General features: G+C 42.9%; 24 protein-coding genes. 18 read left to right on the top strand and 6 right to left on the bottom strand.

Features of this window, described 5'->3' with window-relative positions; translation table 11 throughout:
• Window positions 1–3: 3 nt before the first annotated feature.
• The 8 genes from F0361_RS05015 (at window position 4) to F0361_RS04985 (ending at window position 7,870) form a co-directional block, all read left to right on the top strand.
• Window positions 4–330 carry a hypothetical protein gene (locus F0361_RS05015; protein ID WP_138256359.1) on the top strand — a complete coding sequence of 109 codons (327 nt, stop codon included), beginning with the start codon at window positions 4–6 and terminating at the stop codon, window positions 328–330.
• Window positions 331–451: 121 nt separating this feature from the next.
• Entirely contained in the window at window positions 452–1,978 is a 1,527-nt protein-coding gene (locus tag F0361_RS05010) for a bifunctional GNAT family N-acetyltransferase/carbon-nitrogen hydrolase family protein (RefSeq protein WP_154917483.1), read from the top strand.
• A gap of 2 nt (window positions 1,979–1,980) precedes the next feature.
• The gene (gene rimK, locus F0361_RS05005; protein ID WP_193554872.1) at window positions 1,981–3,348 is read left to right on the top strand and encodes a 30S ribosomal protein S6--L-glutamate ligase; all 1,368 of its coding nucleotides are present in this window, start codon (window positions 1,981–1,983) and stop codon (window positions 3,346–3,348) included.
• Window positions 3,349–3,403: 55 nt separating this feature from the next.
• Window positions 3,404–4,759 (top strand): TrkH family potassium uptake protein, encoded by a 1,356-nt coding sequence (locus F0361_RS05000; RefSeq protein WP_154917482.1) that lies wholly within the window; start codon window positions 3,404–3,406, stop codon window positions 4,757–4,759.
• Window positions 4,760–5,150: 391 nt separating this feature from the next.
• Window positions 5,151–5,315, top strand: a complete 165-nt coding sequence (locus tag F0361_RS18665; RefSeq protein ID WP_161598203.1) for a hypothetical protein — start codon at window positions 5,151–5,153, stop codon at window positions 5,313–5,315.
• Between the two features lie 194 nt (window positions 5,316–5,509).
• Entirely contained in the window at window positions 5,510–5,827 is a 318-nt protein-coding gene (locus tag F0361_RS04995) for a hypothetical protein (RefSeq protein ID WP_154917481.1), read from the top strand.
• 978 nt (window positions 5,828–6,805) lie between these two features.
• Window positions 6,806–7,297, top strand: coding sequence for a hypothetical protein (locus F0361_RS04990; protein WP_154917480.1), 492 nt, complete (start codon window positions 6,806–6,808; stop codon window positions 7,295–7,297).
• A gap of 150 nt (window positions 7,298–7,447) precedes the next feature.
• On the top strand, window positions 7,448–7,870 hold the full coding sequence (locus tag F0361_RS04985; RefSeq protein ID WP_154917479.1) for a hypothetical protein: 423 nt from the start codon (window positions 7,448–7,450) through the stop codon (window positions 7,868–7,870).
• A gap of 113 nt (window positions 7,871–7,983) precedes the next feature.
• On the opposite strand, the gene F0361_RS04980 is transcribed toward F0361_RS04985, so the two are convergent.
• Window positions 7,984–8,418: a cupin domain-containing protein gene (locus tag F0361_RS04980; RefSeq protein WP_154917478.1), complete on the bottom strand. Its 435-nt coding sequence runs from the start codon at window positions 8,416–8,418 to the stop codon at window positions 7,984–7,986.
• A 72-nt stretch (window positions 8,419–8,490) separates the two neighbouring features.
• On the opposite strand from F0361_RS04980, the gene F0361_RS04975 reads away from it, so the two are divergent.
• From F0361_RS04975 to F0361_RS04945, 7 genes are all read left to right on the top strand, one after another.
• Window positions 8,491–9,084 (top strand): TetR/AcrR family transcriptional regulator, encoded by a 594-nt coding sequence (locus F0361_RS04975; protein ID WP_154917477.1) that lies wholly within the window; start codon window positions 8,491–8,493, stop codon window positions 9,082–9,084.
• Between the two features lie 271 nt (window positions 9,085–9,355).
• The gene (locus tag F0361_RS04970) at window positions 9,356–9,976 is read left to right on the top strand and encodes a DoxX family protein (RefSeq protein WP_246160807.1); all 621 of its coding nucleotides are present in this window, start codon (window positions 9,356–9,358) and stop codon (window positions 9,974–9,976) included.
• Between the two features lie 10 nt (window positions 9,977–9,986).
• Window positions 9,987–10,424 (top strand): nuclear transport factor 2 family protein, encoded by a 438-nt coding sequence (locus F0361_RS04965; protein ID WP_161598202.1) that lies wholly within the window; start codon window positions 9,987–9,989, stop codon window positions 10,422–10,424.
• Window positions 10,425–10,449: 25 nt separating this feature from the next.
• Entirely contained in the window at window positions 10,450–10,902 is a 453-nt protein-coding gene (locus F0361_RS04960; RefSeq protein WP_154917475.1) for a pyridoxamine 5'-phosphate oxidase family protein, read from the top strand.
• A 276-nt stretch (window positions 10,903–11,178) separates the two neighbouring features.
• Window positions 11,179–11,514: a hypothetical protein gene (locus F0361_RS04955; protein WP_154917474.1), complete on the top strand. Its 336-nt coding sequence runs from the start codon at window positions 11,179–11,181 to the stop codon at window positions 11,512–11,514.
• Between the two features lie 75 nt (window positions 11,515–11,589).
• Window positions 11,590–12,450, top strand: a complete 861-nt coding sequence (locus F0361_RS04950) for an HAEPLYID family protein (protein ID WP_394349866.1) — start codon at window positions 11,590–11,592, stop codon at window positions 12,448–12,450.
• A gap of 196 nt (window positions 12,451–12,646) precedes the next feature.
• Entirely contained in the window at window positions 12,647–13,408 is a 762-nt protein-coding gene (locus tag F0361_RS04945; RefSeq protein WP_154917473.1) for an SDR family oxidoreductase, read from the top strand.
• Window positions 13,409–13,415: 7 nt separating this feature from the next.
• On the opposite strand, the gene F0361_RS04940 is transcribed toward F0361_RS04945, so the two are convergent.
• A complete protein-coding gene (locus F0361_RS04940) occupies window positions 13,416–14,357 on the bottom strand; it encodes an NAD-dependent epimerase/dehydratase family protein (protein ID WP_154917472.1) in 942 nt (313 codons plus the stop codon).
• Between the two features lie 65 nt (window positions 14,358–14,422).
• Between F0361_RS04940 and F0361_RS04935 the strand changes: the two genes are divergently transcribed.
• Together F0361_RS04935 and F0361_RS04930 are read left to right on the top strand one after the other, a co-directional pair.
• The gene (locus tag F0361_RS04935) at window positions 14,423–14,923 is read left to right on the top strand and encodes a hypothetical protein (RefSeq protein ID WP_154917471.1); all 501 of its coding nucleotides are present in this window, start codon (window positions 14,423–14,425) and stop codon (window positions 14,921–14,923) included.
• Window positions 14,910–15,404 (top strand): nuclear transport factor 2 family protein, encoded by a 495-nt coding sequence (locus tag F0361_RS04930; RefSeq protein ID WP_154917470.1) that lies wholly within the window; start codon window positions 14,910–14,912, stop codon window positions 15,402–15,404. Before F0361_RS04935 ends, F0361_RS04930 begins: the two co-directional genes overlap by 14 nt.
• A gap of 55 nt (window positions 15,405–15,459) precedes the next feature.
• On the opposite strand, the gene F0361_RS04925 is transcribed toward F0361_RS04930, so the two are convergent.
• From F0361_RS04925 to F0361_RS04910, 4 genes are all read right to left on the bottom strand, one after another.
• Window positions 15,460–16,161, bottom strand: coding sequence for a tetratricopeptide repeat protein (locus F0361_RS04925; protein ID WP_154917469.1), 702 nt, complete (start codon window positions 16,159–16,161; stop codon window positions 15,460–15,462).
• 305 nt (window positions 16,162–16,466) lie between these two features.
• A complete protein-coding gene (locus F0361_RS04920) occupies window positions 16,467–16,841 on the bottom strand; it encodes a hypothetical protein (RefSeq protein WP_154917468.1) in 375 nt (124 codons plus the stop codon).
• A 126-nt stretch (window positions 16,842–16,967) separates the two neighbouring features.
• Window positions 16,968–17,774: an SDR family oxidoreductase gene (locus F0361_RS04915; RefSeq protein WP_154917467.1), complete on the bottom strand. Its 807-nt coding sequence runs from the start codon at window positions 17,772–17,774 to the stop codon at window positions 16,968–16,970.
• On the bottom strand, window positions 17,767–20,052 hold the full coding sequence (locus F0361_RS04910; RefSeq protein ID WP_154917466.1) for a M28 family peptidase: 2,286 nt from the start codon (window positions 20,050–20,052) through the stop codon (window positions 17,767–17,769). The genes F0361_RS04915 and F0361_RS04910 overlap by 8 nt, the downstream gene beginning before the upstream one ends.
• A gap of 119 nt (window positions 20,053–20,171) precedes the next feature.
• Between F0361_RS04910 and F0361_RS04905 the strand changes: the two genes are divergently transcribed.
• Window positions 20,172–20,636 carry a CBS domain-containing protein gene (locus tag F0361_RS04905; protein ID WP_125221560.1) on the top strand — a complete coding sequence of 155 codons (465 nt, stop codon included), beginning with the start codon at window positions 20,172–20,174 and terminating at the stop codon, window positions 20,634–20,636.
• Window positions 20,637–20,655 lie beyond the last annotated feature (19 nt).

The following is a 20,655-nucleotide window of genomic DNA, read 5'->3' as shown; positions in this document are numbered from 1 at the left end:
TTTATGGACAAGAACGCACATTTAAAAAAAGTAATCGTAGATTTTAAGAAGCTGACCCCCGAAGTGTTGAAGCTTTTAGTGGAGCGCTATCCAGATGGGTATGATGATCGTAACATCATATCCTTTAAAAACGCCCAAGGAGAGCGGATCGAGGCGGTGGAGGTCCTAACGGAGGATACCAAATACCTGGTAAAGATCAGTGCCAAGTTGGAGTATACCATGGAAAACTATGATGAGGACGACTACGAGGATTTTGACGACGACGATCCGGACGCAATCATGGAACCAGATCCAAAGGATATGGTAGATGGCGATGAGGACGACGATTAGTCTTTGGATTTCGGTTTAAAGTCAGTAAACTAAATATGAATATTGGGTTTGGGTCCTGTAGGCCTAAACCCATACTTTTTTATCGGAATAAGTCCGTTGAAAACACACTCCTAAAATTGATATGAAAATAGAAGAGATTGAAAATATTGAGCTGGAATACCTTAGCCTTTCGGACTATAAGGAATTGAAGGAAGCTATGGTTTCCTCTTACACCAGCATGCAGAATGCCGTTTGGACCTTGGAACAAATAGAAAAATTGATTAACACGTTTCCTGAAGGACAGGTCGTCATCAAGATAAACGGGAAGTTGGCAGGTTGTGCCCTTTCAATCATAGTGGATTTTTCCAAGTTTGAAGGCGAACATACCTATAGAATGGTTACAGGGGATTATACGTTCAATACCCACAATGAAGACGGTGATGTACTTTATGGTATTGATGTGTTTATTGTTCCTGGATTTAGAGGACTTCGTTTGGGAAGAAGGCTCTATGATTACAGAAAAGAACTATGCGAAAAACTGAATCTAAAGAGTATAGTTTTTGGTGGTAGGATGCCCAATTACCACAAATACATTAAAGAGTATACGCCCAAACAGTACATTGATTTAGTTCGTCGTAAGGAAATCCACGATCCGGTATTAAATTTTCAGATAAGTAATGATTTTCATCCTTCCAAGGTAATGAAAGGGTATTTAGAAGGGGATGTTGAGTCTAATGATTTTGCTATTTTGATGGAATGGGACAATATCTACTATCAAAAGCCCACAGGTGTGGCCACAACCGTAAAGACAATCGTAAGATTGGGTTTGATCCAATGGCAGATGCGTCCGTACAAGGATATAAATGAGTTATTACAACAGGCCGAATATTTTATTGATGCCGTTTCGGGATATCGGTCGGATTTTGCCTTGTTTCCGGAGTTTTTCAATGCACCATTAATGGCCAGTGCCAATCATTTAAGTACTTCTGAGGCTATTAGGGAACTGGCGAAGCATACGGACTTGGTAGTACAGAAATTTTCGGAGTTCTCCATTACCTATAACATCAATATCATCGCGGGGAGTATGCCAGAAGTTATTGACGGCAAGCTTTACAATGTGGGGTACCTGTGTAGAAGGGACGGTTCCTTGGAGCGCTATGAAAAACTACACGTGACCCCAGACGAGGCCAAGGTTTGGGGGCTACAGGGAGGAACGAAGTTGCAGGCCTTTGATACGGATTGCGGAAAAATTGGCGTACTTATCTGCTACGATGTGGAGTTCCCTGAACTCCCGCGTTTGTTGGCTGACGAAGGGGTGGACATTCTTTTTGTGCCCTTCCTGACGGATACCCAAAACGGCTACTCCCGCGTGCGCAATTGCGCCCAGGCACGGGCCATAGAAAACGAATGCTATGTGGCCATTGCCGGTAGTGTGGGGAATTTGCCCAATGTGCAGAATATGGACATTCAGTTCGCTCAGAGTATGGTGTTCACACCCTGTGATTTTTCCTTTCCCACGAACGGAATCAAGGCAGAGGCGACGCCCAATACGGAGATGATTCTCATTGCCAATGTGGACATCAGTTTGCTCAGGGAACTCAATCAATTTGGAGCGGTCCGGAATTTAAGGGACCGCCGCAAGGACATTTTTGAACTAAGAAAAAAATAATATTGGAAAATTTGAAGATTATAGGTAGCGAGGAATGGTGTGTTTTTAAGGAATTGGGAGTCCCGGCCATTAAGGCGCGGGTAGATTCCGGGGCAAAGACTTCCTCCATACAGGCTACTAATTTGAAGATTGTGAACAAAGGGGCCCAGGAATGGGTAAAGTTCGAGGTGAACCCCTTACAGGAGAACCGCAGTATTGCCATCAACTGCGAGGCCCGGTTGATAGACCGTAGGATGGTGAAAAGTTCCAGTGGTATATCTGAGGAGCGCTTGGTAGTACGTACGCCCGTTACCATGGGCGATAACACCTTTGATATAGAACTGACCCTGGCAAATAGGGATACGATGGAGTTCCGGATGTTGTTGGGGCGTGAGGCCTTGACGGATAGGTACATTGTTAACCCGGCGGTAAATTATCAGATCCAGGAATTTACAGATGAGGAGGTTACGGAAAAATACAAACCCTATTACAAAGAAAAAACCGGACTGAAAATCGCCTTATTGGCAAGCAACCCCAACCTGTATAGCAACAAAAGGTTGATGGAAGCGGCCGAGGCCCGTGGCCACGAAATCGTATTTTTGAACGTGGAACAGGCCTATATGAAACTGGACGCGCATTCCCCGGAGATTCGTTATAGAGGAGGGAACATCCTCAAGGATTTTGATGCGGTCATCCCACGTATAAAACCGGCCGTTACGTTTTACGGCTGTGCGGTGATACGGCAGTTCAACAATTTGGGCGTGTATTGTCAGAATTCGGCAGAATCCATTACCCAATCGCGGGACAAGCTCTTCGCATCGCAGCTTTTTTCCAAGAACGATATTCATATTCCCATCACGGGATTCGCCAAATCGCCCATGGATACCAAGGATTTGATCAAAATGGTGAACGGTGCGCCCTTGATCATCAAATTGTTGGAAAGTACCCAAGGGAAAGGAGTTGTTTTGGCAGAAACGAACAAGGCAGCGGAAAGTGTGATCAATGCCTTTAAAAGTGTGAACACGAATATCCTTGTTCAGGAGTTCATCAAGGAAGCCAACGGGCAGGACATCCGTTGTTTTGTGGTCAATGGTAAAGTGGTGGCCAGTATGCAGCGCCAGGCGGAAAAGGGCGAGTTTAGGGCCAATATCCACCAAGGTGGTAAGGCGTCCATGATCAAGATTACACAAGAGGAAAAAAAATTGGCGTTAAAGGCCACCAAGGCTTTGAATCTGGCCGTCGCCGGCGTGGATATCATCCGTTCCAACAAAGGTCCCTTGTTGTTGGAGGTAAATTCCTCCCCCGGACTGGAAGGCATTGAAAACGCTACGGGCAAGGATATTGCCAATGAAATGATCAAGGCGATTGAAAGGAAGCTCAAGTTTAGCTAATGAGCACCCTTTATCGGGTTTGTGCAAGTACCTTTATAGGCCGTAAATGTATGGAATGAAAAAGCATACTAACCGTATCGACAAGCTTGTTCGATGGTATAAAAAGTTCCAGGTAAGCAAATCCCCCCAAATGAATTTGGTGTGGGGTTTTTTTCTGTATACGGTTATCGGGTTTGGCCTTTTGTCCCTTCCCATATTCCATAAAACGAGTGTTGGCCTGTTGGACAATCTGTTTATTTCAACCTCGGCAATTTCCACGACCGGTCTTGTGACGGTAAGTGTTTACGATTCCTATAATTTCTTTGGGCAGTTCATCATCATGGCCCTGTTCCAGATTGGGGGCATCGGTTACATGACCTTGACCACATACTATTTACTGTTCACTACGAGAAACATTTCGGCCTGGCACAACAAAATTTTGGGGGCGGAATTTACCATGCCCAAGACCATAAAAATTAGGGATTTTATCAAGAGCGTGGTTGTTTTTACCACGGTCATGGAAGTGCTGGGAGCTATTTGTTTTTATATCGCGTTTCGGCAATCAGGGATGGAAGCGTTAAAAGCGATTTGGTTTTCGGTATTTCACAGTGTTTCGGCCTTTTGTACTGCCGGTTTTGGCCTGTTCAACGATAGTTTTGAGGGATATAATGACAACGTGTTCATCAATACCGTTATATCCGTTTTGGCCATTGGGGGATCCTTGGGTTTTATCGTGATTACGGATATATGGTACCGTATCACCGGGCGGTCCCAAAAACTATCCTTTACCACTAAGATCATTACCTATGGATTTTTACTGCTATTGGGATTGGGGACCCTGCTGGTGTATTTTGCGGAACCGAGTGTTCAGGGGTCCGAGTCCAAATTGACGGAGTCTTTTTTTCAGGCCATGACCGCCATGACCACGGTGGGTTTTAATACCATTCCTACGGGCGGATTGAGCCTCCCCATTTTGTTATCGGTCATATTTTTAATGTACATAGGTGCATCACCTTCGGGAACGGCGGGTGGAATGAAAATCACGACCTTGACCGCGATGATATCCGTGCTTAAAAGTAGGTTGTTTGGGCAACGTCAGATAACATTTTTCAAGAGGACCATCCCTTTTGAACGGCTTTATGTGGCTACGTCCACCTTCATTCTGTATACCAGCATCATTTTTCTGTTTACTTTTCTACTGACCTTTACCGAAACCTTCGAACTACGGCAAATCCTTTTTGAGGTCGCTTCCTCCTTGGGTACCGTAGGTCTGAGCACGGGAATTACCAGCGAGCTTTCCCAATGGGGTAAATTGATGGTAATTGTATTGATGTTCATTGGACGGGTAGGAGTACTTACCTTCGGGTTTGCATTGTTGGAACGTAAATCAAGTAATTCTATCGAGGTGATCAAGGACGATTTGGCGGTCTGAGATCGACCTTTTCCAGTCAAGTCCATTAAAATTTTCAATTCTTTGGTTGCGATTCTGAGTCTCGAAAGCAGCTTATTTTGGTGCCGTTGTAGCTTATTCCTAAAATGGAACTGGTATTTGGGAAAGTATCTCTTTTTAGTTGACAAAAAAACGAGCCAAAAAATTACATCTTGATAAAATCGGCGCACCGAAATTGATAGAGTATTATTTCTTATTTATGGCCGAATCAAATTCCAGACTCGGACTATTTTTTTGAATACATTTAGTTGTAACAAAATGATAGATATGTAGTTAAGAGGTTGCATTCCGGTGATTTTGAAGGTACGCCCCGCGGGAGGTTTGAACCTAAGGAAATCGATAAAAATAGTAGTAATCTAATACACCTTGCTTTATGAAATCTTTTCAAAGACCCACCCAGCACGCCGATAGCAAACACTTATTCTTTCAAAGACCTGTAGTCCGTTCCACAAAGGAGACCTGCCATATTTTTGGTATTCAGGAATCGCATAATACCTTTAAGGGGTTGCATGAATACAGCTTTAAGGCTTCCAGATAATCTAAGGTTTAAAACCAAACTAACTCAAAAAGAAAAGCCCTTTCTTGAAGGGCTTTTACGTTTTATACATTTACCGATTTTAGGGCAATTCAATGACGTAATTCCTCCTCCCATTCCGCTATCACGGAACACCTCTCCATGACCAGGGAGGGGAGCTTTTTTGGATGTTAAAGAGTGCCATGTAACACAAATTTATGTTAGGAAATAAACCGGCCTATTTTGGGATGCGTAGCAAATCCGGGAGGCATTGGAATTGGGCCAAAGGAAATCGCCCAAATAGTATTCCGATGCAATCGGAAACGGCCTGGGCGATGCGGGCCAAGGACTGCTTGGATTTCAAGTATCCCATAATCAGCCTAGCCTTTTTGGATACTTTTTCGGCGATGGAAAAAGTATCGGAACCAAATCTCCGACCCTCCCCGTTCCGCTGTCGCGAAACACTCCTCCCTGACCGGGGTGTGGAGCTTTTGGGTGTACAATGTGTAGGAATGAAAACACGGCACTTATTATAATTCTGACGACGAACACCTCCCATTCTTGTCCTTCTGACGACGCGCATAGCGAGGAGGAAGAAACTGTCCTAGGGCAGATGCCTCTTTTAGGCTAAGAATGGCTTTATTGTCACTTCGAGTGAATTTTCGAGGCACGAGAAAATTAGTATCGAGAAGCTTCGGGACACACAAGGAGCCTGCCCTGAGCGAAGCCGAAGGGTTCTCGATACAGCGTCTCTTCCAGGACGCCACTCGAACTGACAGTATGCTGTAATTGGCACCCATCATCGAACCCAAACCCTCCCCGTTCCTGTCCTTCTAACGTCGAACGAAGTGAGGAGGAAGAATCCGTTCTGGCCTAATACCTTTAATTACCCAATACTTTATTTGCACCAACCAATTATTTATAGGATTTTTAAAGCACTTCCCCTAAAATAGAAATATAGTAACTTGTTACTATATACAATCGTTGATCGTAATTTGCCATCGCCATCGTTCTTTTCTTCAAGGGTTACGTGAAGTATATTGTACTTAAAAAATCGGGGACGCTAAATGTCTTAAAATGGATTACGGTAATATTCGGACATTTCCGGCGGATATTGCCCAAGTAGTTTAGCTTATCAGCGTTGAGAGCTCGCTATCAAAACGTTGGGAACGTTAAAAACTACTTGAACAAGGACGGTAAAAATTTTGAGAAAGTCAAATTTTAAGCGGTATTGTTGTTCATTTTCATTCATTTAGGGGAGTTTTGGTTCCGTTTTAGACTGATCATACACGCAATGTATACATCAATATAAAACGGGAATCTTGAAGAAAAGAGACCTTGTCATTGTCTTATGGCAAACTATCCGTAGTTTTTATTCCTAATTTTAGGAGAAAATAAAATTAAAAAAAAACTACGACCAACACGCGTTATGATCAATGGCCCAAAAGCATGAGCCTGAAAAAGGACCACAGATCATAGCGCCATCGTTGTACGCAAGCTAAAAACTGAACTAATTGAAAATTTTAGATTGGATAAGGAACAAAGAAATTAAATCGGAATTTGAAAAAGCATTTTCTGACTTGAAGAGAATGGGAGAAATTAAACCAAGTGCGAAAAAGACTTTTGATTTACTTCGCGAATTGGACTTTGACACTTCTGACTCACAATCTGAATTGTTGATTTCGGAATTCAATAAAATTCAATATCAATCGAATACCAATAGTTTCTTTTACTTCTATTTTCCGATTGTAACGCACATTTTACATTACAAACCAAAATACGAGAAAGACATTTTAGGATATTTAATCGGACCAAATTTTGCGAATGGCGACACAGAAACGAAAGATTTGATTCCATTAATCAAAAGTGCAATGGAATTCAAACTGACTGAAAATAAAGATTATCTGACCAAAGAAAGTAAAAGCTGGGTTCTGAATGAATTACCAAAAATGGAAAAAGAAGTTGAACGAGAAGTACAAAAATGTTGGAAAGAACTGAACGAATAAAAAGCCAGCGTACAACAATGTATAACCGCAATTACGGCGGATTCGACTACGTCCGAATCCACTCGGAATTGCTAAAGTCAGTGTCAAACCGAAAATTAACGCATATAAACCCGTAACTGACGGTTATACGAGACCGTTGGCAAACATTAAATGAAACAAATACTTTATGTAATTCTAATTAGTGGATTGATTCCTGCTACTTGGTTATTGGGATTAACTTTTATTGGAATATATTTTGCGATATCGGATGCTGAACTATCCTTAGACTATTTGATTGCCATTAGTAGTATGATTCTCGGAATTTGTGGATATGTAGGACTCTTAATGTTGCTAAAAGGACTTCATAAAAGCAGACAAATAAGAAAGTTAATACTACTAATGTGTGGAATAACCGGATTTTTGATTTTTATGCTATTCGTAAGTCCAAGAAATTTCACGGAATGGTTGATGGAATATGATTTTGAAAGTATTATTGGGAAATGGCCCCTGATTGTTGGTTTAACATTTTCTGTGTTGATAATAAATGATTTAATAAAAAACAAAACGCTTGCCAACAAAGGCTATAATTTATAGCTGCAATTCATTAACTTGAAACTACAAAACCATCAACGGCTGGATTTGCCACGGCTGGAAATCTAACGATTTCCAACGCCGCCACAAATCATAGCCTAACCGTTGGCAATAAGCTAAATCTTGATAATCATATCAAATTCTGATGCAGTAGCCATCACTTCATTAATAATCTCTGGAGCAAGTGATTTCTCAACAGCATTTTCTTCATTTTCGGGAACACCAATTTGCTCGAAAAAATCTCTAAATCCTTTAGGACTATGAATATTTATCCATTTACAAGGTCTTTCGCTTTTATTAGCAAACGTATGCAACGTCTTAGGCGGAATATCTACTGATTCTCCTGCCTTAATAACCTTAACATGTCCGTTTACCATAAACTCCATTTCACCTTCAATGATTAGGAATGATTCCTTAAATGAATTATGCATATGAGGTGGTGGACCTTGCATTTTGGCAGGGGTTTCAGCTAACATCAAATCATAATCTCCAGTGGTTTCATGAGGTGTTACCTTGTGCCCTAGTACCCATTTTGTATTGTTTTTATTCATTTTATGAGATATTTGTCTCACAAACATAAGAGTAAATTTTTTTGAATCCAAATTTTGTGAGATATTTGTCTCATGAATAAAAGATATTTAAATTCTGGCAGAACCAATCAAAAGTTAGAAACAAGAAATAAAATCCTTGCTAGTGCCCAATATTACCTTAATAAAGGATTAGAATTCAACCTTGAAGACATTGCTAAGAAAACTGGTATTTCTAGAGCAACTATATATAGATACTTTTCAAATATTGACATATTGGCCGCAGAAGCTGGGTTAGATTTTAGTACAGAAAGCCCAGAGAATTTATTTAATAACCTAAAAGGCAATGAAATCCATGATAAGATTCTCGAAATACAAGACTATTATAACAAACTAGCCTTAGATCATGAAAATCTTTTTCGAAAATACATTAGTGTTGTTTTAGGTTCAAACACTTCGACTATCAAAAGAGGTGCTAGAAGAACGATGACATTGAAAATGGCTCTGGAAGAAACAAATTTTACTCAAAAAGAAAAGGAGAATCTTTCGAACTTATTTACAATTCTGATGGGTATTGAGCCTCTCATTGTTACTAAAGACGTATGCAACTTAAATAACAAGGACTCTATAGAACTCATGAAATGGGGAATAAATCTAATATTCAAGGGACTTGAAGCTTCCAAAGAATAGTTAAAAGCCAATTGCCAACAAAGAACTGAGGCAAAAAACAAATAAATTCTTCCGTGATTTGAGGCATAATTATTTTAGGCCCTCTTGGAAATACCTTGTTTTTCGACTTAATTCTACCTATTACGAGTATGTTTTGTTTCACTACCTTGGTGCGGAAACCACGTAGTCCATGCTCGCCCACTTTGAACAGTTCTACATCTACATAAAAAGCAACCGCTGGTATTGGTTGTTTTCCATTTTTTGTTGGGTTTCCTAGGCCTTTGCCTTTTTGGTGGCCGGGTGGGTAAAGATCATAGGGGAACGCTTCGCCAGTGGCCTGTCCATCATACATCCCATGGGAGCCTATCTAGAGGCCCTGCACCATACTGGCTATTATTACACCTTTATTGGCGTGACACAGATTTTGGCCGCTATTTTATTGTTGATTCCCAGAACCATGACCTTGGGCGCACTCTTATACTTTCCCATAATCGTAAATATTTGGATCCTCTCCTATGCGGTACGTTTTGAGGGGGCTTATGTCACGGCGCCCCTCATGGTGTGGGCCTGTCTATTTTTGATCGTTTGGAACTATGACCGCGTGCGCTATTTGCTGCCACTGAACTACTTTTCGGATTTGGGAATCTTTCAAAAACCGGAGAAATACAGTTGGAAATTTCCCTATCTTTTTGCGGGTTTTGTGTTTTTGGTGATGGTGGGCACTGTGGCCTACGCCGAATTCGGACATGAAGTGATGCCCCATAATTCGATAAAGGATTGTAAAAAACAATTCACCGATGCCCCCAACCAGGAAGCGGGATATCAATTCTGCGAATGCATCCATACGACCGGAAACGACTTGGATACCTGTTTGGAAACCTATGAAGAAGTTAAAAATGAGTTTAAACCTTAATATAACTACCATGAAAACAAGTATCTTTTTGCTGCTCTGGCTTCCATTTATGGGACTGGGTCAGGACGTGAATCAAGAAACTCAAAACGAGTTAAAGGCATTGAACGAACGCTTATTTAAAGAGTATACCTTGAATAAGAATACAAAGCCTTTGGAGGAATGTGCTACCGAAGGATTTGTGTTGATTGCAGGGAATGGTATGTTGGAAACCAAAGATCAGGCGATAAACGGAGTTGATAATGTAAATGTTTCCGAGATCAAGGTGCAAGTTGATAAGGTTATCCTTTCCGGGAATACTGGAATCGTTATTGGCGTTTTGGATATGAAAGGAACCATTATGGGAAGACCCGTTCCAGGGAAAATCCGATTCTCAAGTACCTTTTTAAAATTTGAGGATAGGTGGCGATTGGTAACTCGAACCATGACCATGATGCGCAGGCTGGAATAATAGCCGTACGTAAAAACCCATACCAATGAAACTATCCGAAGAACTCAAAGCATGTATGGCCAAAAGCGTCTTGTGCTGGATGGCCACGGTATCCAAGGATAACCTGCCCAACGTCTCCCCCAAGGAAATCTTTGCGGCATATCAAGAGGACAGTATCATCGTGGCCAACATCGCCTCGCCCCAATCGGTAAAAAACATAAAGCAGAATCCAAAGGTATGTATCAGCTTTCTGGATATTTTGGTACAAAAGGGCTTTCAGGTGAAAGGCAAGGCTGAGATCATACAAAAAACCCATCCCGAATTTCAAGCAATGGAAGGGATACTGACTAAAATGACCGAGGGGAAATTTCCCTTTTCGACCATCACGAAGATAACCGGGGAACAGGTAAAACCCATCATCGCCCCAAGATATCTGTTGTATCCTGAAACTACGGAACAGGAACAGATTGCAAGTGCCATAAAATCCTATGGGCTTTAAAAATAGCGACATCGGAAAGGGCAAAGGCCCTTACCTAAAACTATCAATGTAAATCGGTCTCTTGAAGACGGGAAGGGCATGAAATAGAGGGCCATCTCAAGGAGGTCATACCCTATCTGGAACATGTCCTTATTCATATAGAGCCCGATGATCTGACATAGACCCCTTGACGTTAAAAATGGGTTAAACATTTGGTAAGTCTAGCCGGGATCGTAATTTTGGCCCGTGTTCGGTCAATTAAGAAATAGCGTTTATATAAGGTTTCTATGGGGTTTCATGGGAGTGTACCTTTTGAACATTAGTGTGGATACCATAGACCCAAAGCCAGAATATATTCCAGAAAATCTTGCCTTTAATGACCAAGAGAGTATTGTGGAAATTGTGGTGGAGCAGTTATTGGGTTTTGAGGAAGCTTTTGAGGAATTTGATGACCCGGATACGGAGGAGCACAATACTTCTTCCAAGGTGAAAATAAATCTTATTTCAGCATTCTTTTTTGAATATGGTTTGGATACTTCGAATTTTGAAACCGCTATAAAGACCTTTCCCAATTATCAAATGCACTTGCCCCACGGGTTTGGTCAATTGATTACACCTCCGCCCAAGGTTTAATTTGTTTTTCAGCACACTGGTTTCCCATCGCAAAAGCGACATGGGATTATTTTCAAATGCTTTAACAAATTAAAAATGCAAACTCAAAAATTAGGGGTGTTCTTCTTCGTATGGACACTTTCGGCCACTGGCATGGCCCAAATTTCAAATGCCGAAAAAGACAGTTTATATATTCAACAGGTGGAAAACCAAAAAGAACCCGATAAGGTACTGCATGCGGAACCTCTTTATATTGATCTTATCCGTGATCTGGGTGCCAGAAGGGGAGAAAAGGAATGGAACCTAGGGCTGGGACTCACAGATAATTTAAAGTTTGATTCCTACGAAGCCTTGATCGAGTACGAATGGGCCCCCATGGATCGGTTGGGACTGGAAGTTGAGCTGCCATTCACTTTTTACTCGCCCCTAAACGGTACCCAAAGGGATTCGTTGCCTTCAAACAAATTAAACAGTATAAAGATAGCTGCGCAATGGTCCTTTTTTGTGAGCGAACCTATGGCCACTTCCATGGCTTTGGGATACATCAACGAATTTGAACTGTCCAACTTTAGAAATTTTGGGGCACCATTAATTTCAGGAAATGTCTATAATCCTTTTCTGGTCGTAGCAAAGCGATGGGGGACCAATATTCATTCCCTAATCTATACAGGTCCCATGATAGCGCAAAATTTTGAGACCCAAAAGTTTCACACCACGTACGACATCAATACCAGTTTTCATTATATGATAACGGGTACCCGAAATTTTATTGGAGTGGAATTCAACAAGACCATGGACCGAAGGGATTTTGACATGACCATACGACCTCAGATGAGATTGGGTATAGCCGATAATCTTATGATCGGTATCGTTGGGGGAATTCCTGTGAGTCGCGAAAATGAGCGTTTAAGCTCCTTTCTTAGACTGATTTGGGAACCCGCGCACAAAAGAAAATAAATGGGCTTGGGGACGTAATCGAATATTTTTTAAAACGTCCCCAAATGCATTTCAATAGTCGACCATACGCTTTGAGATTATAAAAGAGTGTATCTTATGGCCCGATGATGATAAAGAAATGGATCTGACCGGAATATCCATCGACACCTTTGGAGATAAACGGTTGCTAACTTTGAAAACCAAAAACAATTGAACTATGGGCATGAATAAAATAGCGGTAATCACTGGTGGAAGTAGGGGACTGGGCAAAGATATGGCCCTGCAGATTGCAAAGAAAGGTTTGGATGTCGTCATTACCTATCACTCCAACCAAGCTGCAGCGGAGGACGTGGTGGCACAAGTAAAAAAACAGGGCGTAAATTCCTTTGCCCTGCAATTGGACACAAGCGATGTTTCCACTTTTGATGCCTTTTATGGCCGATTGGAAGAGGGTCTTCAAGAATCCATGGGGAGCACCCACTTTGACTTTCTCATCAACAACGCTGGAACGGGCATTTACAAACCATTTTTGGAAACTACCGAAGCGGATTTTGACGAAATGATGAACATTCACTTGAAGGGCGTCTATTTTTTGACCCAAAAGGCCTTAAAATATTTGAACGATGGTGGTGGCATTATCAATATTTCCTCCGGTTTGGCCCGATTCACCTTTCCAAAATCCTCGGCCTACGCGTCCATGAAGGGTGGCGTGGAGGTGTTTACCCGGTATTTGGCCAAGGAGCTTGGCGAACGAAAAATCAGGGCCAATGTGGTAGCACCTGGTGCGGTTGCAACCGATTTTGGGAATGGGGAGAACAAGTCCAACGAGCAAAAACGAAAAATGGTGTCCAGTGTAACGGCTTTGGGCCGGGTAGGGGAACCCGAGGATATTGGAGGTTTGATCGCGTTTTTATGCACAGAAGATGCCCGATGGATCAACGGCCAACGCATTGAGGCCTCAGGCGGTACCATGTTGTAAGGTATTGCTAGGATTTTAAATTTTCCAGCATGGTTTCCGTAGTGCGGTCCAAATCAAATTCCGGATGCCAATCCCAATCCTTCTGTGCATCGGAATCATCGATACTTTTCGGCCAGGAATCGGCAATGTCCTGTCTAAAATCGGGAGCATATTCGATGGTGAAATCGGGAATATGCTTTTGGATGCTTCGGGCCATTTCCGCGGGATCAAAACTCATGGCTGCAAGGTTGTAGGCGGACCGCACCTTGATCTTTTTTGTATCGGCCTCCATCAATTCTAAGGTGGCCCGTATGGCATCGTCCATGAACATCATGGGGAGCATGGTATCCTTCTTTAAAAAACAGGAATAACGCCCTTGGCTTAAGGCCTTGTGATAGATTTCCACGGCATAGTCCGTGGTACCGCCACCGGGCATGGTCTTCCAGCTAATGAGTCCTGGATAGCGAAGACTGCGCACATCCACATTGAACTTTTTAAAATAATATTCGCACCAACGTTCCCCAGACTGTTTACTGATGCCGTACACCGTGCTAGGTTCCATGATGGTATGTTGTGGCGTATGGTCCTTGGGGGTATTTGGGCCAAAAACGGCAATACTTGAAGGCCAAAAAACCTTGTTTATCTTTTTTTCCTTGGCCAGGTTCAACACGTTGAAAAGGGAGTTCATGTTGAGGTTCCAGGCGCGCATGGGGAATTTTTCGGCCGTGGCACTGAGCATGGCGGCCATTAAATACACCTCGCTGATATCGTAATAGGCGACTACTTCCTCCAAGGTATCGTAATTGGTGGCGTCCAAGATTTCAAAAGGCCCGGAATTCATCAAAGTATCGCTGCCCTCCCGTATATCACTGGCAATGACCTTGTCGTTCCCATAGCGTTCCCTTAGGGTAAGGGTCAGCTCCGTTCCTATCTGTCCGCATGCGCCGATAATCAAAATGTATTTTTCCATTAAAAATGTAGTTAAATGACCTGTGGGGTAAAGATACCTTTTCTTAAAATTTGTACCTTCGGTCCATGCCAAAATTCCCGTATTTTATTTTATTTCTGTTGCTTTTGGGCTCCTGCAAAGACGTCGTCCAAGAGTCGGCCAACGTAGCCGAATCCAGCTTTGAGACCATGGCCAACGAGCTGCCCCCGGTGGTTGCCGTAAATGCGAAGTCCGATGCCATTTTGGCCCAATGGAAGGAGTATTATTCCTTTCACCAGAGTTTTGAACGTATTTACACCATTGGCTTCCGGGAGGATTTGGTGTTGGTCATTGAGGATTTGGTGGAAAAGCAAAAGCTATTGGAAGCCAGCGAATACCCGGCGGAGTTCAATATTCCCCAGGTGAAGGGCAGGCAAAAGGTGGTGAAAACGTATATTTTAAAAACCAAGGGGGATTTGGAGTACCGACTGAACCCGGAAAATTCCATCAAAGAACTTATTACGGCCTATAATGCGCTGAGAAAGCAGTTTGATGTGACCGTAAATAATACCCTACCGACCGATCTGATTGAAAATGAAGACGTATAGCTATATCCTGTTTCTGCATATATGTGCGGTTTCAACAGGGCAGGAAACCGATACAAAAACCATTGAAAAGACCTTGGATGCATGGCATCGGGCTGCGGCCGAAGCTGATTTTGATGGGTATTTCGGATTAATGACCCATGATGCCGTTTTTATCGGTACCGATGCTACGGAAAATTGGCAATTGGCCGAATTCAAGGAGTATGCAAAACTCCATTTTGACAAGGGAAGGGCATGGAGTTTTACGGCCGTGGAACGAAATGTCTATGTGGATGCTACCGGACAGTTTGCGTGGTTCGATGAACTTTTGGACACCCAAATGAAACTTTGTAGGGGCTCCGGGGTCCTCAAAAAGATTGACGGATCTTGGAAGATTGCCCACTATGTTCTGTCAATTGCCGTACCCAACGAACATGTTGGGGAGTTGATCAAGATTAAGGAGGCCATGGACAATGCCTTGTTGGAGGAACTACGTAAAAATTGAGGGACCGTCCAAGAAAAAGATTCTCGAACGGTCCCTTCAATATTTCTTAAACAGTTTACTTCTTTGGTTCTTCCGAAGGAGCTTGTTTTCTAGAGGTAAGTGCCTGCTTGCTCAAGCTTGCCAGGTTAAAGTTAGGGTCAATGGCCAGCGCCTCGTCGATGGTCGCAATGGCCGCATCGATGTTTTCCTTGTCCGTGTTGAACTGCACAAGTCCCTTTAAATGGATGAATGCCGCTTTAAGGGGAACATCATAGGGTTGCTGACGCTCGTAAAAGGCATAGCGCATATCGTCCTTGGAATTGGCAATACCATATTCAATGTGGGTGGATGCCTTGGCATTGTCACCTATTTGAATGTTGAGGTCTGCCAGCTCATAGGCCAGATACGGATTTGGATTTCTCTGGTACAGTACTTCAAAATGTTCCAAGGCCCTTTTGGGTTGGTTCAAGGCTTTTAGGGAAATAGCCTTAACCTGCACGGCCAAATCTGAATCCGTGTCCACTTTTTCAATACCAATGGTATTCAGGGCCTGTAGGTGCTGGTTGTCGTTGGCATAGATATAGGCCAAGGTATCCATACGCTCCTGGGAAGGGGCCAACACGTTCAAGTGCGTTAGTGCATTGATGACACCATCCACATCGCCTTGTAACCGCATTTGGTTGTAGAAGGCCTCATAATGCTTTAATAGCTCACTTTTGGTCTGTGCTGTTCCATAGAAACCCATGGTAAGCACTAAAATAACAATGAATCTTTTCATCACGAACTGATTTATTTTTTGGTGCGCTAAACTATTAAATTATTCCCAATGAACTTGTTAATGAACCGTTTAATTGTCCTTAAACCCAAATAATGCATTATGACTTTGTAATGAGGGTTCAAAATACAATAAACACAGTTGTTTTCTTGATTTTAGCAGAGCATCGCTATGGTTAAATTAAAAAACAGCTTAAACAGCGTGTGTTTGAAGTAGTTTGAAGCCGTACTAGACTTTCTATTGCGTATTTTGGGTTAAAAGAGAAAGGACACCGTTGGGTGTCCTTGATTTCCTTTATTCGAACTTTCCTAGGCGAGCGAATAGACCTGTTCCTTTTGTTTGAAATTATTAAGGAGTTGGGCATAAAAACCAAGACTTTTGCGGTCCCTGTCAATACAGGAACGGAGAAAGCTCTTAAGGTTGCCAAACAAAAGGTTAGTATGCAGGACGGGTAAGTTAATGTTCAATTTCCCGGGCCTGTAGGCTTCATCGTCCATTATGACATCCATTGTTACGCGGTGTCTGTGATAATCGATGGAAACATCGGCGGCATTATAGTATTTTTTGAGCAAGGCTACATGTAGCTGAGTAAACTTCCTGGATTTTCGCTCGTCTCCGCAACTTTGCGCGATCAAGCGTTCCAACTCCATGATAATCCGTTCGTTAAGCTTAGATTTTTTCATGACAATTTATTTTAAAGTTCACTCTAAGTTATGTATTTCGTCGATAACCCATTAAAAACCAACATTTTATTAACAAAAAATGGCGGACTTTGTTGTGAAAGCGCCAAAAGTTGTGGTGAAAATAGACTAAATAGAAGCAGAAAAAACGTAATTTTTAGTAATAAAAGGATTACAAGAAGTGATTTTTTTCAGATTTTCAGTCTCACTCGTATTGTAACTGGGTGGGTTTAATCCCTTCTCGTGGGCCTTTTGAGTATAGTAGGATTTCTTTGTTGGATGCGCCGGATATACCCCGTTTATCGTTTCGCCCCACAAATTATTTTGGATTATGGAAGTAATGATGCCGATGCAATCCTCCAGATGGATGAGGTTCACGGGGGCATTGCCTCCCGAAAGGTTCGTTCTACCGGATAGCATATGTATGGGATGTCTATCCGGACCGATAAGTCCCGCAAACCGAAGGATGGTCGCTTCAAAATTTGGATTTTCCGTAATTAATTTTTCCGTTTCCAAAAGCTGTTTGCCGGCTTCCGATGTCGGTACCGGGAGGGTTTCCTCATCCACTTCCCCTTGGCCGTCCCCATACACCGATGTACTACTCACAAAAAGCACCTCGCGAACGGCCGAGGTCGATATGTTGGCTGCCAACAGTGCTATCTTACGGACATAGTTCTCTTTAGGTCCCTTGCCCCTAAGTTTTGGAGGAATATTGACCACTAGCGTGTCCGTCCCATTTAGGAATTCCTGGATATTTCCCTGTATTTCATTTTCGGAAAGGTGCACCCGTAATGGTGCGATACCCGCATTGGAAAGGGTTTCCAATTTTTCCTTGGAGGTTGTGGTACCCTTTACCTCATACCCTTTTGTTACGAGCGATTTTGCCAAGGGAAGTCCCAACCAGCCGCAGCCTATGACTCCTATTACCTTATTCAAACTTCATTTTTTGGATGGTTAGTATGGCATCGTTCAGCACAAAGGGCATCGGGATGTTGTCTTCTGGCCGTTTTGGGACGGTGAACTGTGGATTTGTCAGCAGGTCGTTGCTTGCCTCGTAAAAGGTAAGTTCCAGAGTTGCATCCGCCGGATATACGAGCGATAGCAAGGTAGGCTCGTTGTCAGTGATGTAATGGGTTACCAATTTCCCGTTCCTTCGGTCTTTTAAGTAATAATCAGAAAGTTCGATACCGTTCACCATGGCCTTGTTTATGGGCGTATCGTTGGTGAACACTTCCAACCGGTTTACATTGCGTTGTGGGATAAGCTGGAGTTTTAGGGATCGATGCATGCCGATAACGGTATCCGATAGTACCTCGATGATCGGCGGGGCGATTTCCTTTTTTGGGGCTTCAGCTACGTAACTGAATCCCGAACCGTATTTGCTGCTGATGGTGTTTTCGGACAGCTCCTCAGGTCGCATTTTGGTATCGCCAATATACTGCTTTGTCCAATCCGACACTACCTTTTCATACGTGGCCCAGTGGCTTTCGTTTTTATCGACGTTCCATACGTACAGTAGACTGGTCGGTTTTGGGTTATCCACATCAAAATCGGAATTCATGTGCGCCGATACAAAAAAGCCCAAAAACAGTAAAAAACTTAAAAAGGCCAAGCCCCTTTTGTTTCGTATCCGATTGATCAGGGGCAGCAAGAGAAAGAAGGTCAGCGTGGTAAACACCGTACTGGCCACCATCATTTTGAGCCCTAGGGCAATGGGAAATAGCTGAATAAATGGTGCGAAAATAAAAATGGCCGGTAATCCCAAAAACAACAATAAAAACCCGTTGGGGCTTTTTTGGTTGATTACTATGTACAGGGCCACCAAGCTTGTGTACACCGGGATGATAAAAAATGCCGCACCGTTCAGATAGTAACAGATCAGCGTGCAGACGACCAGCCAAAGAAAGAGGGGCGCCACCAATAAATTGGGTGTTTTCACCACCTGGAACTTGTGGTAGGCATAAAAACAGCTGCTCAAGCAGAAAAAAACAAAAACGAGAATGTAGGCATGACCGTTATAGGTAAAACCATGCAACATATCCGTATATGCCGGGTATATGGATTTTAGCGCGCCCCAAGAAAAGTATCCAACCGCTCCGTTGATGCTCAATGCGATGAGCATGGGTACAAAACCTTTTAGCATGTCCTTGCCGCTCAGTACCTTTTTTTGGATACCCAAGACCAACAACCCTAAGAAAAGGGCAATGCCCAGAAAGAGCATGGGCCAGATCCATTCAAAGGGATAGGAGACCATTTTAAAAATGGGAACATTGAAATAAACGGATTCCTTCAAACTCCGTACGGTGGTCAAATCCATGGCGCTGAAATGATCTAACAAAGCGGTGAGGTAGCTACCTTGGTGGGCGAGGGTGTTTTTATCCAAGCGTTCGTAGGAGTCTTTAGCGGTATGATAATCGAAATGGTCGTCAATAAAGGCAAAGTTAAACCCATCGATATCCGCCTTTTCCCTGAAAACAGTCAAGTCCGTATCGTTGGGAAGCAATTTGTAGATGCTGTAGGCGAGGGAGTTCGCCACAGGATATTCAGGATTTGCCTTTGTAAACTCCTTGATCAAATTATAATTGCCCCGGTTCGTTTCCAAAAGCATGATTCCTGGGCCACCGCTCCCACGGGCCTCAAAATTGATAACAAGACCAACGTCCTTGGTCCACGGATGGTCCCTTACAAACAGATCGGCTCCGTTAAGGCCCAACTCCTCGGCATCGGAAATGAGGATAATTATGTCATTTTTTGGCGATTCGTTTTTGGCCAAAAAGGCCCTTACCCCTTCCAGAATGGTGGCAACCCCACTACCGGCATCGCTGGCGCCCAAGGAGGAATGCGGACTACTATCGTAATGGCTTAATAAAAGGAGGGCCTTACCGGTACCCGTTCCTTTAATCCTGGCCAGAATATTGGTCGCCTTACTGAGGTTGGCCCAGTCCCCGGCGGTGTATCCCTTTTGTAATTGGGTCTGCAGGCCCATTTTTTCCAATTGGGAAACGATGTAGGAGCCTACTTTTTGATGTGCGGGAAATCCAACGCCGTGCGGTTCCTTGGAAATCGCTTCTACATGGGTCAAGGCCCTATCCGTGGAAAAGCTATCCTTACCAAGGTCAATATCCGCGGAATATGTGGGCATTAGGGAAGCAATGCTCCAATACACGGCCAACGTCAAGAGGAGCAATATAAGTACGGAGGAAGTCTTTTTCATTGGTTATCGGTTCTGTCTAAAATTATTAAATATTAAAGAGATGTGACCATTCATCTATTTTTTTTACCATATTAACTTTTTTTTAATATATTTATTAATCAACCGCTAAATATATACTCATGGGAATCAAAAGCTTTCAAGGAATCAGGAAGACCGTTAAAAAGGAATTTGAGGCCCCTATATTGGTGGCCGATTATATGACCACCAAATTGGTGACCTTTAGGCCGGACCAGTCGATTTTGGAGGTCATGGAAAAGTTTGCCAAGCACCATATTTCCGGTGGGCCAGTTTTGGATGACAACGGATTTTTGGTGGGGATCATCTCCGAGGCCGATTGTATGAAGCAAATATCAGAGAGCCGCTATTTTAACCAGCCTATTTTGGAAAAGAACGTGGAGAACTTCATGACAAAAAATGTGGAAACCATCCCCGATGATATCTCAATATTCGATGCCGCCGGTATCTTTGCCCAGCATAACAGAAGAAGACTTCCCGTAATGCGCAACGGTATTTTGGTGGGGCAGATCAGTAGAAAGGACATCGTCATTGCGGCCCTAAAGCTGAGCGGCCACAATTGGAAATAAATTTTTAAACCAAGTTAGT

The organism is Maribacter flavus (assembly GCF_008386635.1).
Classification (GTDB): domain Bacteria; phylum Bacteroidota; class Bacteroidia; order Flavobacteriales; family Flavobacteriaceae; genus Maribacter; species Maribacter flavus.
Note: the sequence above shows the minus strand (reverse complement) of the source record. Positions and strands in the feature narration are given on the sequence as shown.